This window comes from Aquimarina agarivorans, from assembly GCF_000218485.1.
GTDB classification, from domain to species: Bacteria; Bacteroidota; Bacteroidia; order Flavobacteriales; family Flavobacteriaceae; genus Aquimarina; species Aquimarina agarivorans.
On sequence record NZ_AFPB01000168.1, the window covers coordinates 16,648 to 34,387 of the forward strand.

Annotated in this window: 10 protein-coding genes; 8 read left to right on the top strand and 2 right to left on the bottom strand. The window is 33.4% G+C overall.

The annotated features are described in order from the left end of the window. Positions 1-2 precede the first annotated feature (2 nt). Positions 3-1,868 (top strand): cation:proton antiporter, encoded by a 1,866-nt coding sequence (locus GMC_RS0113880; protein WP_010522719.1) that lies wholly within the window; start codon positions 3-5, stop codon positions 1,866-1,868. A 98-nt stretch (positions 1,869-1,966) separates the two neighbouring features. Continuing rightward, positions 1,967-2,677, top strand: a complete 711-nt coding sequence (locus GMC_RS0113885) for a PmeII family type II restriction endonuclease (protein WP_010522720.1) — start codon at positions 1,967-1,969, stop codon at positions 2,675-2,677. On the opposite strand, the gene dcm is transcribed toward GMC_RS0113885, so the two are convergent. Further along, positions 2,623-3,894 (bottom strand): DNA (cytosine-5-)-methyltransferase, encoded by a 1,272-nt coding sequence (gene dcm, locus GMC_RS0113890; protein ID WP_010522721.1) that lies wholly within the window; start codon positions 3,892-3,894, stop codon positions 2,623-2,625. The genes GMC_RS0113885 and dcm overlap by 55 nt on opposite strands. Before the next feature lie 126 nt (positions 3,895-4,020). After that, entirely contained in the window at positions 4,021-5,718 is a 1,698-nt protein-coding gene (recJ, locus tag GMC_RS0113895; RefSeq protein WP_010522722.1) for a single-stranded-DNA-specific exonuclease RecJ, read from the bottom strand. A gap of 340 nt (positions 5,719-6,058) precedes the next feature. On the opposite strand from recJ, the gene GMC_RS0113900 reads away from it, so the two are divergent. The 6 genes from GMC_RS0113900 to sufB all read left to right on the top strand — a co-directional run bounded on the left by GMC_RS0113900 (position 6,059) and on the right by sufB (position 17,675). Then, a complete protein-coding gene (locus tag GMC_RS0113900) occupies positions 6,059-6,838 on the top strand; it encodes an alpha/beta fold hydrolase (protein WP_010522723.1) in 780 nt (259 codons plus the stop codon). Between the two features lie 251 nt (positions 6,839-7,089). After that, the gene (locus GMC_RS0113905; protein ID WP_010522724.1) at positions 7,090-9,222 is read left to right on the top strand and encodes a family 16 glycosylhydrolase; all 2,133 of its coding nucleotides are present in this window, start codon (positions 7,090-7,092) and stop codon (positions 9,220-9,222) included. A 308-nt stretch (positions 9,223-9,530) separates the two neighbouring features. After that, complete coding sequence (locus GMC_RS0113910) at positions 9,531-12,443, top strand: T9SS type A sorting domain-containing protein (protein WP_010522725.1); 2,913 nt, start codon at positions 9,531-9,533, stop codon at positions 12,441-12,443. A gap of 962 nt (positions 12,444-13,405) precedes the next feature. Next, positions 13,406-15,382, top strand: coding sequence for a T9SS type A sorting domain-containing protein (locus GMC_RS0113915; protein ID WP_238528014.1), 1,977 nt, complete (start codon positions 13,406-13,408; stop codon positions 15,380-15,382). 466 nt (positions 15,383-15,848) lie between these two features. Next, a complete protein-coding gene (locus GMC_RS0113930) occupies positions 15,849-16,178 on the top strand; it encodes a HesB/IscA family protein (protein ID WP_010522727.1) in 330 nt (109 codons plus the stop codon). Between the two features lie 48 nt (positions 16,179-16,226). Continuing rightward, complete coding sequence (gene sufB / locus GMC_RS0113935) at positions 16,227-17,675, top strand: Fe-S cluster assembly protein SufB (protein WP_010522728.1); 1,449 nt, start codon at positions 16,227-16,229, stop codon at positions 17,673-17,675. Positions 17,676-17,740: the final 65 nt, after the last annotated feature.

Consider the following 17,740-nt stretch of genomic DNA (forward strand, 5'->3'; position numbering starts at 1 on the left):
GAATGTTAGAACTAGCTGGTATTGTAATTTTGGGCATTTTGGCGCAATGGGTGGGTTGGAAATTGAAATTACCCGCAATACTTCCATTAATTTTGATAGGACTTTTATTTGGTCCAATTTCAACACTTTACACGGTAGATCACAGTAAATTATTAGAGCCTATTTGGAACGGAAAAAATGGATTATTTCCTGGTGATGGTTTGTTTTATTTTGTGTCTTTGGCCATAAGTATTATTCTGTTTGAAGGGGGATTGACCTTAAAACGTGACGAAATACTAAATGTTGGTCCCGTAATTTTAAAATTAATTACCCTAGCTGTGGTCATTACCTTTTTTGGAGCAGGTTTTGCTGCACATTATATTATTGGCTTAAGCTGGGAAATATCATTCTTATTTTCAGCATTAATTATTGTAACGGGACCCACCGTAATTACACCTATTTTACGAAATATTCCCTTAAAAAAGGACCTTTCAGCTATTTTAAAGTGGGAAGGTATTCTTATAGATCCCATTGGAGCCTTAGTAGCCGTTTTGGTGTTTGAGTTTATAAGTGTTGAAAATCAATCAGGTTTTACCCAAACTGCACTGTTAGAATTTGGTAAAATTTTACTTTTTGGAGGTACATTTGGATTTACATTTGCACATGGACTTGGTTTTGCGATTAAGAAAAAAGTGATTCCGCATTATTTATTGAATGTATTTACACTTGCCGCAGTGTTAGGTGTATTTGTATTGTCGGATACGTTTGCACATGAGTCTGGTTTACTCGCCGTAGTAGTTATGGGGTTGGTGTTAGGAAATACAAATATTCCAAATTTAAAAGAGCTGCTTTATTTTAAAGAATCTTTGAGTGTATTATTAATATCCATTTTATTTATTCTTTTGGGGGCAAATATCAATATTGATGATTTACTGCTTATTGCTAATTGGCAAACCGTAATTTTATTTGTGGTAGTAGTTTTTTTAGTAAGGCCAGTAGGTGTTTTTATAAGCTCAATAAATTCTGGACTTCGTTTAAACGAAAAACTATTTATAAGTTGGATGGGACCGCGTGGTATTGTAGCCGCAGGTATTGCTTCGTTATTTGGAACACGATTGAGTTTGGCAGGCGAACCTGGAGCCGAATATATTACGCCTTTGGTTTTTATGATTGTATTGGGAACCGTATTATTAAATGCTACAACAGCACGCATGTTTGCAAAATTAGTTGGAGTGTTCCAACGCAAATCTGAAGGTATTTTAATTGTTGGTGCTTCCAAAGTATCACGTTTAATTGCTTCCTATTTACAACAAAATGGACGTTATTTAGTGTTAGTTGATAGTAATCAAGATAATATTGAAACGGCTAAAGATTTAGGATTGGACGCCATTGAAGCGAATATTTTTAATGACTATTTGATTGATAATATTGAATTAAGTAACGTAGGTTTTTTAATGGCCCTGACCGGAAATGATGCCATTAATGAAAAAGCAATTTCCAAATTTAAAGAGCAGTTTGGCGAAAATGGTACTTACCGCATGCTTACTGAGCAAGAAATGAATAAGGAAGTAGCTACTCCTGAATTGGGCTTATTTTCAAGTACCCACGATTTTAATAAACTATCTGAAGTGGCGAGTATGTACCCAGCTATTTCCGAAGTGCCACTGGTAAATAAAGAACATTTGCGTAGCATTATGGAAATTACCGAAAAGGATGAATATATTGTGCCGTTATTTATCCGCTTGCCTGATGGCGAAATACAGATTATTTCTTCAATTGGAGCAATCATTGAAAATTACATTGACGGAAGTATTTTAGCTTATTTAGGAAGACCAATTGATTTGGAAGAATCAAAAACAAATGGTATTGCAGCACCAGTTACATCTTAATTGGAAAGCATTAGTTTTGTGAAGTTTTGATATTATGATAATTAGAATATAATTGTGCAATTTTATTTTCATTTGGAATAAAATTTTATCTTTAAAAAATGACCGAAAATGAACTACTAAATATAATTACAGAATATTTTAAAGATAAAATTTTTGAAAATCATAAAATAAGTTCGATAAAGACTCATTCAAAACTTAAATCTTATAAAATCAATCCAATTATTGTTAAGTATTTATCAAAAATATTAGATAATGATTTTACTCCTATTGGAATCGCAAAAGCTCTTTATTATCCTAGAATTCTAGGAACTTCGATTAACACATCATTTGGAACAAGAATTCAAAATATGTTTGTTGAATTGAAACTCGCTCAAGGTTCATTAATAAAAGGAATGGATATTGAATTCATAGATAAAGTTGATAAGAGAAAAAAATGGTGTCAACTTAAGTCGGGACCTAACACTATTAATTCAGAGGATGTGAATCCACTCTTAAAAAAATTTACAACGGTCACCAATTTAGCAAGAACAAACTCAATGAGTCTTAACAATTCAGATTTGATTTTAGGTGTTCTTTATGGAGAAGAAGATCAATTGAGTCCACACTATCAAAAAATTGATAAACAGTTCCCAGTAATAATTGGTAAAGAGTTTTGGCACAGACTCACAGGTTTTAAGGATTTCTATGATAAATTGGTTACTAATCTTGACCAAATGATTTTAAGTCTTGATACAGAAGATTTTTTTAAAAAAGGCTACATGACTTTAGCTAAAGAAATAGAAGACTCAGATTTATTTGATTTTGAGTAAACACTATTAAGAAATTTAATAATGGAAAAACCAAGTTCTTTTCCTAAATTACAAGGCACAGCATTTCCAATTTGTTTATACTGTTGAGAAATTGAACCTTCAAATTTCCATTCGTCTGGGAATGTTTGAATTCTAGCATATTCTCTGACAGTAAAAGGTCTTGTTTCATCTGGATGGCACCTTTCCGTTTGCTTTTGTGCAGGACTACAAGTTAAAGTTAAACTAGGTTCATCCCAACCTATTCTTCTTGCTATACCAGTTTTTCCTCCACCTAGATAAAAACTTTTACCCATATATTCTTTTTGGATTTCAAATGGTAAATCTCTCCAATAACCTTTTGGAGGCACTAAGTCTAAAATCCGCTTTTTATTTTCTGGATATTTAGAACCTACTGATTTAGGAACATCTGTGTTATAAAGTTCTCCTTTTTTAAGAGCATCAGATAGATTATAAATTACATTATAAGCTTTAGGGTATTGGTATACAATATCAATATCCTTTCTAATACCGACTAAAATTAATCGTTCTCTTTTTTGTGGCACATTGTAATTGATGGCTTTTAATACTTGAACTGGAACAACATTATATCCAATTTCATTTAAAATAGAAATCATTCCTAGTAAGGTCTTTCCTTTATCGTGAGAAAGTAATCCTTTTACATTTTCACCAACACAAATCAATGGGTCAACCTCTTTTACAACTCTAGCAAATTCATAAAACAAAGTTCCTCGAGCATCATCAAAACCTAATTTTTTTCCTGCATAGCTAAAAGCTTGACAAGGAAATCCTCCAGTTACAATTTCAACTTTATCTCTGTATTTAGTAAAACTAAAATCTTTTATGTCACCTTCCAAAACATTCCAATGAGGTCTATTTTTTCTTAAAGTTTTGCAAGCCCATTTATCTATTTCATTTAAAGCTTTACATTTTATTCCAGATTTTTCTAAGCCAATTGCTAAACCACCAGCTCCAGCAAATAATTCAAGAACACTATAGTCTTTAATTGGAATTTCAGTATTGACAATATTATTATCTATTTCGGAAAGTAGAGGATCAATCAAAGAATTAATATCTTCTTTCCGATAAACTCTATAATTGCTAACTGGCTCGCGAACAGCATCTAATTTTCCATCTCTATCCCATCTACGCAAAGTTTCTTTACTTTTTCCTAACTTTTTTGCCGCATCAGCTAGCGAATAATAATTTTTCATAACCATATTATACAACCTTACACATTGGTTACAAATTTAAAATAAAAAATGATAATAGGAAAGATTTATAACTTTTATATTTAAATGTATTCATTTAGGCAAAAACCAGCTAGAACGTGTAACAAACAAACATCAACCAACCTTAATATCTTTAATTCTGAGTTGCAAGCTTACCGTGCCGTTCCATTCATTTTCATCTAAGGTATATGCAATATGAACTGGTGTTTGATTTTTAAGCAAGTCTAATTTTTGCCCTAAATTAAAACCAATGCCCGCAAATTGGATACCTTTTTGCAAGCATTTAAAATGACATTTTAAGTGTTTATTGTCAGCACCAACAGTTTTGGCGTAACCAGTGTCAACAACATTTTTTGTCATAAAAATTGGCGCTCTGTTTAATGGTCCAAAAGGGGCAAATTGTTTTAAAATACGGTAAAACCTGGCATCAATTTGGTCAAAACACAATATTTGATCTATTTCAATCACTGGCGATAGTAATTTGGGATCAATTTGTTTTTTTACCACTTCCTCAAATTTGGCTTTAAATTTAGGATAGTTTTCTTCGGTTAACGTTAGCCCAGCAGCATATTTATGCCCTCCAAATTGTTCAATAAATTGGGAGCTTGCTTCTAAGGCATTGTATACATCGTACCCAATAACGGAGCGCGCTGATGCTGCTAATTTGTTACCACTTTTTGTAAAAACAAGTGTGGGTCTGTAATAAGTTTCGGTTAGGCGCGATGCTACTATTCCTATAACACCTTTATGCCAATGTGGTTGGTATACTACTGTAGAAAACTGTTCAGTTTCCTTGTTTTCTTCTATTTGCAACAGGGCTTCCTGAGTAATTTTTTTATCGGCATCTTTACGGTTGGTGTTATACAGTTCAATGGCTTTTGCGTAGTTCACTGCGGTAGGGTAATCTGTTTCGGAAAGTAAGTCCACGGCGTGTAATCCGTGTTTCATTCTTCCTGCTGCGTTTATACGTGGGGCAATCATAAAAACAACATCGGTGATACTGAGGTTTTGTTTTTTTGTTTGCGCAATAAGCGCCTTAAAACCAGGTCTTGGTTGTTGATTTATTATTTGTAGTCCGTAAAAAGCTAACGTTCTATTTTCTCCAGTAATGGGAACAATATCCGCACCAATAGCAGTAGCTACCAAATCCAAATAGGGTATAATAGTATTAAAATTAAGCTTTAAATGTTGGTGTATGGCCTGTATTAATTTAAAACCAACGCCACAACCGCAAAGCTCTTTGTAAGGGTACTCACAATCTGTTCGTTTTGGATCCAGTACAGCAACTGCTTTTGGAATTTCATGCCCAGGCCTGTGGTGATCGCAAATAATAAAATCAATACCCTTTTCTTTTGCATAGGCTACTTTATCGATGGCTTTTATACCACAATCTAAGGCAATGATCAGGTGGATATCATTGTCATGTGCAAAATCAATACCTTTAAAAGATACTCCATAGCCTTCCGCATAGCGATCAGGAATGTAAGTAGTAACATTTGGATACAACGATTTTAAATAGGATGACATTAAAGCAACGCTGGTAGTGCCATCAACGTCGTAATCCCCGTAAACCATTATATTTTGGTGCGTTTCAATAGCTGTTATAATTCTGGCTACAGCCAAATTCATATCCTTCATTAAATAAGGATCATGCAATTGGTTTAAATTTGGCCTAAAGAAATGTTTGGCCTCTTCATAATTGTTAATATTGCGTTGCACTAGTAATTGCGCAATACTTTTACTTACAGTAAGGACTTGTTGTAAATGGGTTACGTTTTCAGAATTTGGTTTTGGTTTTAAAGACCAGCGCATAAAATAAATTAGTTTTTTGACTTATATTTAATGTCAAATTCAAATAATAAGCGTCAAAAATAAACAGCATACAAAGTTAGGCTATTAGTCGTTTGTATACATTACTAAGTTTTAATTATGTATAAATTTTATTTTTTATGCTTTGATGTGAAACTGTTTTGAGCATGGGGATAGTTATTTAGGACAAATAAGCGCTGGATTTGTAGTTGATAAGTTTTATTTAAAGGCATTTGGAATGCATTATTTTTTGAAAAACTAAGTTTGTTATAAATTATTTACTCATTTGCTAAACAAAGCTAAAAATTTAAAAGAGTAAGTTATATTTGCTAAAAAAGAGCCATTGTTACACCACAATACATATTTACATCCAAGCAATACCGAATGGGTAACTTTTGTACATGGAGCAGGAGGCAGTTCAAATATTTGGTTTAAGCAGCTACGCTCTTTTACGAAACATTTCAATGTATTGGTATTGGATTTGCGCGGACATGGCGATAGTAAATCCAAAACGTTAACTGCTGATGCCTCAACGTATACTTTTGATGCGATTACGGATGATATTTTTGAGGTTATAGATTACCTTAAAATTAAAAACTCGCATTTTATCGGTATTTCGTTGGGTACTATTCTGATAAGAAATTTAGCAGAAAAATCTCCCGAAAAAGTGAAAAGTATGATTATGGGAGGCGCAATAATGAAAATGAATTTCAGGTCGCAAGTACTTATGCGATTAGGTGTTTGGTTTAAATCGGTAGTACCTTATATATATCTATATCAGCTATTTGCTTTTATCATTATGCCACGTAAAAACCACAAACAGTCACGATTATTGTTTGTTAGGGAAGCAAAAAAATTATACCAAAAAGAATTTATTAAATGGTTTAAACTTACGGCAGAAATTAATCCATTGTTACGTTTTTTTAGAGCTAAGGATGTTAATATTCCTACACTTTATATCATGGGAGAGGAAGATTATCTTTTTTTACCGATTATTCGTAAAATAGTAAATATTCATAAACAAGCTCGTTTATTTATTATTCCTAACTGTGGACATGTAGTAAACGTTGAGCGTCACGAAGTTTTTAACCAAAATGCTATAGGGTTCATAAAAGAGCATTAAATTAAAATTGGTCATTTTAACCAAAACTTATGCTTTATTTATTTTTTATGTAGGAAAACTTCTATCACAAAATATAGTGTCATTTTTTGTTTTTAATATTAAACTCCAGTAAACACAAGGGTTACAAACAGTTATTTATTTTAAAAAGCAATAGGTTGTAGCTAGGTTTTGTAGGCAATAGTTGTACTAATTAATCATAATTTGTATTGCGTATACCTAAAAATCGGAGCTGCAGAAAATGATTATTATTTATGCAGAAAAGAATATTTCAATTAGCTTTATTTACATCTTTTACAGCATTTACAGTGAATGCTCAACGAACTTACGAATTTGAAAATATTGCCATTCCGGTTGCACCTGATGACGGATTTGAATGGGAATTACAAGATGACTTTTCAGATGACTTTAATTATCCAGATGGAATGGGAAAACAAAGTCCTTTATTTACTTCAAAGTGGGACGATAGTTACAATCCAGACCCCGCCTTTAAAGGACCAGGAGCTACTTTTTGGACTACGGCCAATTCGGCAATTAATAATATAACTAATCGATTGGAAATCAGAGCAACTCCACACACATTGGACGGCGATGGAAATGTGAATAGTGTTTTTTGCGGAGTGGTTTCTTCAAAAACTAAGGTGCGCTACCCAATTTATATGGAAGCGAGTATTAAAGTAGCCAATGTTGAAAATTCATCTAACTTTTGGATGCTTGACAGTGGTGGATTTAACGAAATTGATGTTTTAGAAGTATACGGGGGCTCACCAGATCCTTTTTTTAGCCAACAGATGTCTACCAATTTTCACATATTTGATCGTCAAGGACCTAATGGCGCTATTAATGTAGATAATACCTATCAAACTTTTTTCCAAACAAACAGGGATATTCCAAATTACCAAACAGATAATACGGGATTTTGGAGGGATGATTTTCATCAATTTGGGGTATATTGGAAAAGCCCAAACGAGGTAACATTTTATATAGATGGTCAGCCAACTCAAAATGGAAATCATTTTGTGGAAGGCCGAAATGCCAGCCTTTTGGACGGTACATACGAGTCGGCAATTTTGCAAAGTCCCATACCAAATGATGGTAATTTGCCAATTGATAAAGGGTTGCTAAAAAATCAAGTATTTAGAGAGGTGTTTATGATTATGGATATTGAAAGTCATCATGCCCGTCCAATTTCGCCTAGAGCTGATCTTGAAGATAGCCTTAAGAATTTAATGGAAGTGGATTGGGTACGTACATACAAACCAGTAGATGATGGTTCAGGTGCTAGTGATAGAACAAGATCAATTACCTTTAAAAATAGAGATACTTTTATTCCTGCTGGAGAAGCTGAACCAGCGTTTAGTTTAGGTGCTGTAGTACCATTAGATATTGAATATGCAACGGCAAGTACAGGTGGGGTAGAAGAAGATTTAAATTATGTGGCTATACAAATCAGGCAATTGGATGAAAACGGGGATGCGGTAGCCACTAGTGAATTTGAGGCAGTTATTCCAAACGAAGGTCCAAACCGAGCAAATACAACTATAAATTATTCTGTGCCTACTGAATTTGAAAATGGGACAAAAATACCAACTACTGAGGAGCTGCCAGCTGGCCATGAATTAATATTACTAATGTTTATGTCTGTTGATGGTGATGCTGGTTTTGCAAATGCCGATGATACTATTGTTATTAAAGCGGGTAGAACCAGATCAATTAGTTTTAACAATAAAGATTCATTTATAGCACCAGGAGGAGTATTTCCTGAATTTGTTATTGGTGAATCAGCCGCATTAAATATTACCTATGCAACTGCATTAGCAGGTGGGGTAGAGGAAGATTTAAATTACGTAGCAGTACAAGTGCGTCAGGTTGATGGTTCTGGTGCTACGGTAGCAACTACAGCTTTTGAAACTGTTGTACCCGAAACCGCTGTAAATAATGATACGGTAACTGTTGATTACACCATACCATCCAATTTTACAACAGGGGCAGATAATAGTATCATTTTTACTGAAAAAGTACCTACTACGGCGCAGTTACCCGCAGGGCACAGGGTATTACTATTAGTATTTATGTTAGTTGATGAAAGTGATACGGGTTTTGCTCAAGCAAATACGGATATAGTTTTAAAGGAGCAGGGTGATAATACATTAACAGTGGGTGATTTTAATACAAATAATACTGCTGTAGCAGTGTATCCCAACCCAGCATACAAAAAATTGACTATTGAAGGAGCGTTTACCACTTGGAAAATTTACAATTTACTAGGAATTGAAATAGCAAAAGGAACTGACCCAGAAGTAAATGTTGCCGATTTTATACCAGGTTTGTATTACGTTATTTTTGATAATAACACTACAAATTCTTACAAATTGATAAAAAACTAGCGTAAAACAGGCAAGTACTGTAAGTAAATTTTAACACGGTCATAGTGATGCAAAAAGTCCAATAACTTAATTGTTTGTTGGACTTTTTGTTGTAAAAAATTAATTTTCAATGAATTGAATTCAAAAGATAGCTTAGTCATCAATTAAAAAAAAGAATTGAATAAAATGGCTTGCCTAAATATAGGTTTTAGTCATTAAATAAAGCTATGGTACTAAAATAGGTGTATGAATTATAGAGGTGGTGTTAATTAAGTGATTTATGAAATTATATTTGGCAGCTTATAGAACAACATAAATATGAATTGCATATGGAAATTAAATTAAAACCCTTTAATAAGTTTGTAGTTACACTGCTTAGTTTTTTTATTTTTTGTGTTGGAAATGCACAAATTATCGACTTTGATGCGGTATACACCAATGATGGTGATATCTATTCAAAAATTCAAAAAGCCATAGAAGATGCTCCCGTAGGAGCTACAATTTTATTTAAAAGTGCTAACTATACTATAAATAATGGAAAATTATTGGCATTAAACAAAGCACTTACATTTGAAGGTTTAAACCCAGGCAATGATTTTAAAAGTGGAGAAAGAGGTGCCAGCGGTATAAAGACCACCATTACTACCAAATCAAATATTACAATACGGTCAAATAACATAAAGTTTAAAAACATTGAATTTAAAAGAGAGAATATGGGGGAAGATGTTTTTGACGTTTTGATTGACGCTAGACACCCTTCTTATTTGGTGAAAGAGCCTCACAATGAAACACAAATTCAATACACTGGTTTGGAGTTTACAAACGTAAGTTTTAATGGTACGGCTTATCCGTTTCACGCAGGTAACGGAATCGGTGCAACCTTTACAAATGTAACCATTGATAATTATAGAAGAATTGGATTTTGGACGGATAGAAAAGGACGCTTGGATACTTCAAAAAAAATTACATTTGATAAATGCGTTTTTGAGCCAGAGGCGATTATAGGATTTGATGACCGAGCAATTTCTTTAGATGCAGGTAACACGGAATATCCTGTAGTTTGGGATTTGGAAGGAACAACAGTCAAAAATTGTAAATTTACTGATGCTGGTATTGCAATTTCAAGGTGTAAAAATATGATAGTCACACAATCAACTTTTAATGATACTAAAGGGAAAGTTGATATGGCACATGTCGAAGAATTTTCGAGCAACTTTACGCTTAGTAACAATATTTTTAATTGTGATAATGCTAGGACTAAATTAGTGGTACTGGACCGTGAGTTGCAAATTGTAAGTGATATTAAAATTTCAGGCAACACCATCACCGGAAGCTACGGGTTTTTTATAAGTGCTTACGCAGCAAATAGGGTTTCAATAACAGCTAATGACTTGAGCAAGGCAAATTCAGGAAATCAAAATTCTATTGATTTTACTTTTTATGAAAATAGAGGCATTGAGCCTATACCTTTTGAAATTTTATCCCACACCATTGAAATTTCAGAGAATAAAGGGTTAGAATTACCACAAAACAAAAACCTAAAAGTAGATTTATTAGACACGGATACTGAATCGGTAATAAACGATTATTTGCCTGCTGAAAGAAACATTAGAAGATTAAGCGAAGGACAGCCATTGCTTCCAAACGGAATCTATGAGATCATTAATACTGAAAATAACAAAAAACTATGTCCAGCCACAGGAAATTCTTTAACCACAAAAAGTGGTGATGGTGATCATTTAAAATGGAAAATTACATCAAATACGCCTTATACATATATCATACAAAATGTGGGGAATTCCGAATATATGGAAACAGCAGTTCCTTATACGGAGTTCAATATATTTAATAAAACCGAAGAAAATTTATTTCCAAATATGTTCAGCTATTCTGCCGACGAAGAAAATTTACCGTACTGGACTATTTTTAAGAAAGGGAGTACTTTTAATATTTTTGCAGGTGGAAATGAAAGACAATCAGCACTTGCAACAAATGCTGATGAGGTAAAATTATTGTTTGGAAAAGTAGGAAATCCCGACGGGACAAGGAGTGTTAAAGCATTAGGTAAAAATGCCAAGTGGACCTTTAATAGGGTAGATGGCGAAATTGTAGTGCCAAAACCAGTTGGAAATAGAAATAGATCGCTTTCTGTTGATAATTTAAGTGACTTCATCCCTGAAGGAAAGTCAATACCCGTTGTTGATTTAAAAGAAGTTTTAGATTTAGGAATTTCATATGCCACTGGAGTAGCTGAAGGGGTAGAAGAAGAATTGACTTATGTAGCTATTGAAATTAGACAAAAAAATGAAAGCGGAGAAACAGTAAACGCTACAGAATTTAATGCGGTGTTGCTTGATGATAATCCTAATGCTAGTAGTATTGGGATTAAATTTCAGATACCAGAAAATTTTAAGGATGGTAGTCCTATACCATCAACCATTGATTTACCCGCAGGGCATGAATTAGTACTTGTCACATTTATTTCAGTCAATAATGATGCAGATTTTCAGAGTACAGAAAGTGAAATAATTATTGCCAAAAGCGGAGTGCTTGATCGAGAGAGAAAAATTGAGTTTTCAAACAAAGCTACATTTATACCTCCAACAGGAACATTACCCGAATTAATGACAGGCAAAGCAATATCATTAGAGATCAACTACGCTACTGCCATAACTGATGGTGTAGAAGAAGATTTAAATTATGTAGCCTTACAACTAAGGCAAATTGATGAAACTGGAGATACTGTAGCTACTACTGCATTTGAAATTATAGTGCCTGATACAGCTAAAAATAATGATACTGTAACAATAAATTACCCCGTGCCTACAAATTTTACTACTGGGGCTAACAACGGTGTAATTTTTACAGAAAAAATACCAACAACAGATGAATTACCAACTGGACACAAATTATTACTATTAATATTTATGCAGGTGGATGAAAGCTTGACTGGTTTTGCCGATGCGAATACTGAAATTTTTGTTTATGACGAAAAGAGTAAAACGTTAACCACTTCTGATTTTAAAGCTAATGAAGCTCCTGTTACTGTTTATCCGAATCCAGTACAAGACTTACTAAAAATTGAAGGTAATTACAAAAGCTGGAAAATACTTAACTTATTGGGTAATGAAATAAATGCAGGAGATACTTCTGAAATAAATGTGTCAAATCTTTCATCAGGATTGTATTATTTACTTCTTGACAAGGAAAAAACAATTTTATACAAGTTCATAAAAAAGTAAAATTATCAAATTATATTTTGTGTTTAAAATCACATTAAAAAGCCTTGAAAAAAAATTTTTTTTCAAGCTTTTTAATGTTTGCTAAAATATGATTAAGGAATTCTATTAAATCTGATTTTTAATTACTCCAATAAAATTAGCATTTCCGTTTGGTTAATAAACAAAACAGCAAGCGAAAAGAGTCATTGTAAATGAGCAATTTAATACTGTAAAGGGTATCAATAGTATGTATAATAACAAGAATAGCTCATCTTACTTCCTATCAAGCTTGCGTTAAAAATTACAACTGATCTGCTCTTTTCCATACATTTCAAATATCTGATTATCAATTTTTTTTAAGTTTTAATCACAAATCACAAATCACATATCAACATATACGCTAAGTTTTTCAATAAGTTGTATAAAAAAGGGTTGCACCACATCCTTCGAATTGTCCGCAATGAGAATTAAGAATTTTTTGTTCTGACTAGAAAGAAAACATCAGCTATATTCCAATAATAGCGTTGTCCAAATTTAAGATACCAAGTAAGAAAACCATTTTTATGGAAAATTTATATACTAAAAGTAGAGCTATACAAAGGTGTTCTATACAAACTTAGCTTGATCTAATAAATAGTTTGTTTATGCTGAAACTACAACCTTTTTGCTATATAAAAAATAGATGAAATACACTTTTTATGGATAAGTTGATAATCTATCGTTGTTGATAATATAGGTAAATTTTAGGGTAATTCAAAAACTAATGTTTTAAATTAATTTTAAATATTCTTTAAATCAGAAGCTTATTTACAATTTGAATCTAAAAAAATATGTTAAATATAATGTTGTCCTTGTATATTTTATAAGATTTTTCCTTCTTTTGTATAAGTAATTAATATTGCTGGTTATATTTACAAATGTAAGATTTTTACTTATTATCTTAGGATATTGAGACTTGCAGAACTTAACCAAATTTATTAATGATGAAAAAAAGAATTACACACTTTTTAAATGTATCAATGATGGCAGTACTTTTTAGTACTGGATCAGTTATGCATGCCCAGTTTGAATTTGATGCTATTCCAATTGCTCCTGATGCAGGAGTGGGCAGGGTATGGGAATTACAAGAGGCACCTTCGGATGATTTTAATTATATTTTTGATCCTAGCACTACGCGTGTAAATTTTGGACCTGATGGTGAAAATAAATGGTATAATACATACCATGATTTAGCTAGCGGACAGCCAAACATTTTTCAAGGTCCTGGCCCAACTATTTGGAGGCCTGAAAACTTATACGTAGACGGGGATCAATTACAAGTATTCAATACTCGTATCGCTGGAGAAGAAAAGGATCAATTTGGAAATGAATATCCATACGCAACCAGAGGAGGATGTATAACAGGATTAACAAAAGTGCTGTATCCAGTATTTGTTGAGGCTAGGGTAACTGTTGCTAACTCAACAGCAGCGTCTGATGTATGGCTATTGAGTCCTGACGATACTCAGGAAATTGATATCATTGAAGCTTACGGTGGTGCTGGTATAGCAGGAACAGTACCCGGAGAAACTGAAGAAACTGAAGCAGGACGTAATCAGTTTTTTGCTGAGCGTATTCATTTAAGCCACCATGTATTTATTCGTGATCCTTTTCAAGATTACCAACCAAGGGATTTTAACAGTTTTTGGAGAAGAAATGGTATCGCGTCATGGGGTGGTAGAACAATAGATATCGGAGTGTATTGGGTATCACCTACCAGAGTTGAATATTATATTGATGGTCAATTAGTACGGGTTTTAGATAACAATGCTAGTGCATCAGAAGTTATTGGTGGATCATGGGAATATACTCGTCCTACAGGTCTTGTAAATGCTGCTGGTGAAATTGTTGAAACTAATTTAGGAAATGATGGTAAATTATTATTTGAAACATTACGACCCGGATTCCAAGATATGACACAAGTAACCTGTGGGCAATTTTCTACATTTGACGAATCTTGTTTAGACGCTGCTCAATCAGCTTCAAACATTAGTGTAATAGACCCTTTCGATTATTTGAACAACGGACGTCGATTTTCCAAAGAGCTGGATATAATTATCAATACAGAAGATCAAACCTTTCAAGCTAATGCCACTCCTAGTCGTTCACCAAATAATAATGAAATTTCAGAAATGCAAACTCCTGACCAAACTATGTTGGTGGATTGGATACGCGTGTACAAACCAGTAGATGACGGATCAGGGCTAGCTGATAGAGAAAGGTCAGTAACATTTGATAACAGAGCCTCATTTATACCTGACGGAGGAACAGAGCCAACGGTAAGCTTTGGTGATGAGGTGGCATTGGACATCACTTATGCTACTAATAAAGTAGGTGGAGTAGAAGACGACATGGATTATGTAGCAGTTCAAATAAGACAAGTTGACGAAACTTTTAGTACGGTAGCCACTAGTGCGTTTACGCAAGCGGTATTTGAAAATGAACCAAATAGTGGTTCAGTTACCTACAATTACGAAATACCATCAAACTTTGCAACCAGACCAGATCCCGATATGCCAGGTTCACTGCTACCATTTACCGAGGCAATTCCAGCAACTGCTGACTTGCCTGAAGGACATAGACTATTACTTTTAATGTTTATGCAATCTGATAATGGTATGCCGACCAATAACTTACTTTTCACTAATGCAAACGGCACAATTATTATTGAAGACGATTCAAGATTATCTAATCCAGAGTTTAGTGACGAAGCTAATGCTATAAGTCTTTATCCAAATCCAACTGAAAAAGAACTAGTTATTTCAGGAGCTTTCAAATCCTGGAAAATAGTTACCTTATCGGGAGCTACCGTAAACGAAGGAACAACAGCACCAATTGATGTAACAAATTTATCAGCTGGTTTATACTATATTAGTTTAGATAATAATAAGTCAAAAACATTTAAGTTTGTTAAAAAATAAGTTTGAATTGCTTATGCAATATTGTTCAAATTCAAATTCAAATAAAAAGGCAACAATTGAAAAATTGTTGCCTTTTTTCATGGTGTGCCATGCATACTATTTACTAATTAAAAATCCTACTTTCAAAAACTAAATCTATAATCGAACAGCTGAGTTTTTAAACAAAAGCTTAACCAAACGAAAATTTAAAAAAAAATTCCTCACGGATTTTAGGTGATAAGTTAGTTTGCTGTAATTTAATAACAAAAAAGGGTTAAAAAGTAACAAATAATTGGATGAAGCAACATTCATCATATTAACTGTAAAGCTAATACATGAATAAAATTTGAGTTGACTACATAACTAATTGTAGTTATTAATAATAAATATTATTAATACACATATAAATTATAATATGTAAGTATTTGAATGTAAAAACTACTTATATCGTATATTTGCAAAATAATTGCGTAACATAGGAGTGCTTATGATTAAAGTTTCAGATATAGCAAGAAAGAAAGTAATATCCTTAATGGAAGATGAAGGTTTTAATGCCCAAACTGATTTTGTACGTGTTGGTGTTAAAAGTGGCGGTTGCTCTGGTTTGTCTTATGATTTGAAATTTGACAATGCTGCGGCAGATGAGGATAAGGTTTTTGAAGATAATGGAGTACGAATAATTGTTGACAAAAAAAGCTTTTTATATTTAGTGGGAACCACTCTGGAATATTCAGGTGGACTAAATGGTACTGGCTTTGTGTTTAATAACCCCAATGCAAGTAGAACTTGTGGTTGTGGCGAAAGTTTTTCATTATAACTAATAATAAAGAGGGTAGCACCCTGGGTTTACCTAGCAAATTGAAATATGAGTAAGTTCACAGAAGACGATTTAAAAAAAGAACTCGAAACTAAAGAGTATGAGTACGGATTCTATACAGATATAGAATCGGATACTTTTCCTATTGGTTTGAGTGAGGAAGTTGTTGTTGCTATTTCTAAAAAGAAAAATGAGCCACAATGGATGACAGATTGGCGCGTGGATGCCTTTCGTATTTGGAGTGAAATGGAGGAGCCAGAATGGGCAAATGTAAAGTATTCTAAACCCGATTTTCAAGCCATAAGTTACTATTCTGCACCAAAAAAAGCAGATCCTAATAAAACACTGGATGATGTTGATCCTGAATTATTGGCAACATTTGAAAAATTAGGTATTTCTTTGGATGAGCAAAAGAAATTGTCCGGAGTAGCTGTCGATGTAGTAGTAGATTCTGTTTCTGTAGCTACTACTTTTAAAAAGACATTGAACGAAAAGGGAATTATTTTTTGTTCCATTTCGGAAGCGATACAAGAACACCCTGAATTAGTTAAAAAATATATTGGAAGTATTGTTCCAAAAACAGATAATTTTTATGCAGCATTAAATTCAGCAGTATTTACTGATGGATCTTTTTGTTACATCCCCAAAGGAGTAAAATGCCCTATGGAACTTTCCACTTATTTCCGAATCAATCAAGGAGGTACAGGTCAGTTTGAGCGCACACTTCTAGTGGCGGATAAAGGAAGTTACGTGAGTTATCTGGAAGGGTGTACTGCACCTAGTCGCGATGAAAACCAACTGCACGCCGCTGTAGTTGAACTTATAGCTATGGATGATGCAGAAATTAAATACTCTACCGTTCAAAACTGGTTTCCAGGCGATAAAGAGGGTAAAGGAGGCGTGTTTAACTTTGTGACAAAACGTGGTTTATGCGAAACAAATGCAAAAATCTCATGGACACAAGTGGAAACTGGTTCAGCAGTAACCTGGAAATATCCATCGTGTATTCTAAAAGGAGCCAATTCAGTTGGCGAATTTTATTCCATTGCAGTAACCAATAATTATCAGCAAGCAGATACGGGAACAAAAATGGTACATTTGGGTAAAAATTCAAAAAGTACCATCATTTCAAAGGGAATATCTGCTGGAAAATCACAAAATTCTTATCGTGGTTTGGTTCAAATAAGTCCAAGAGCTGAAAATGCACGAAATTTTTCTCAATGTGATTCGTTATTAATGGGAAATGAATGTGGTGCACACACATTTCCTTATATTGAAGCCAAGAATAAATCGGCAATAATAGAACACGAAGCTACGACAAGTAAAATTGGAGAAGATCAAATATTTTACTGTAACCAGCGTGGTATTGATACTGAAAAAGCAATTGCACTTATTGTAAATGGCTTTAGTAAAGAAGTATTGAATAAACTACCAATGGAATTTGCAGTAGAAGCACAAAAACTACTTGAAATTAGTTTAGAAGGCTCTGTTGGATAAATCTTTGTAGAATATAAGGAATATGTAAGCACTCAAATTAACTAACTATTCAAACACGATTACCA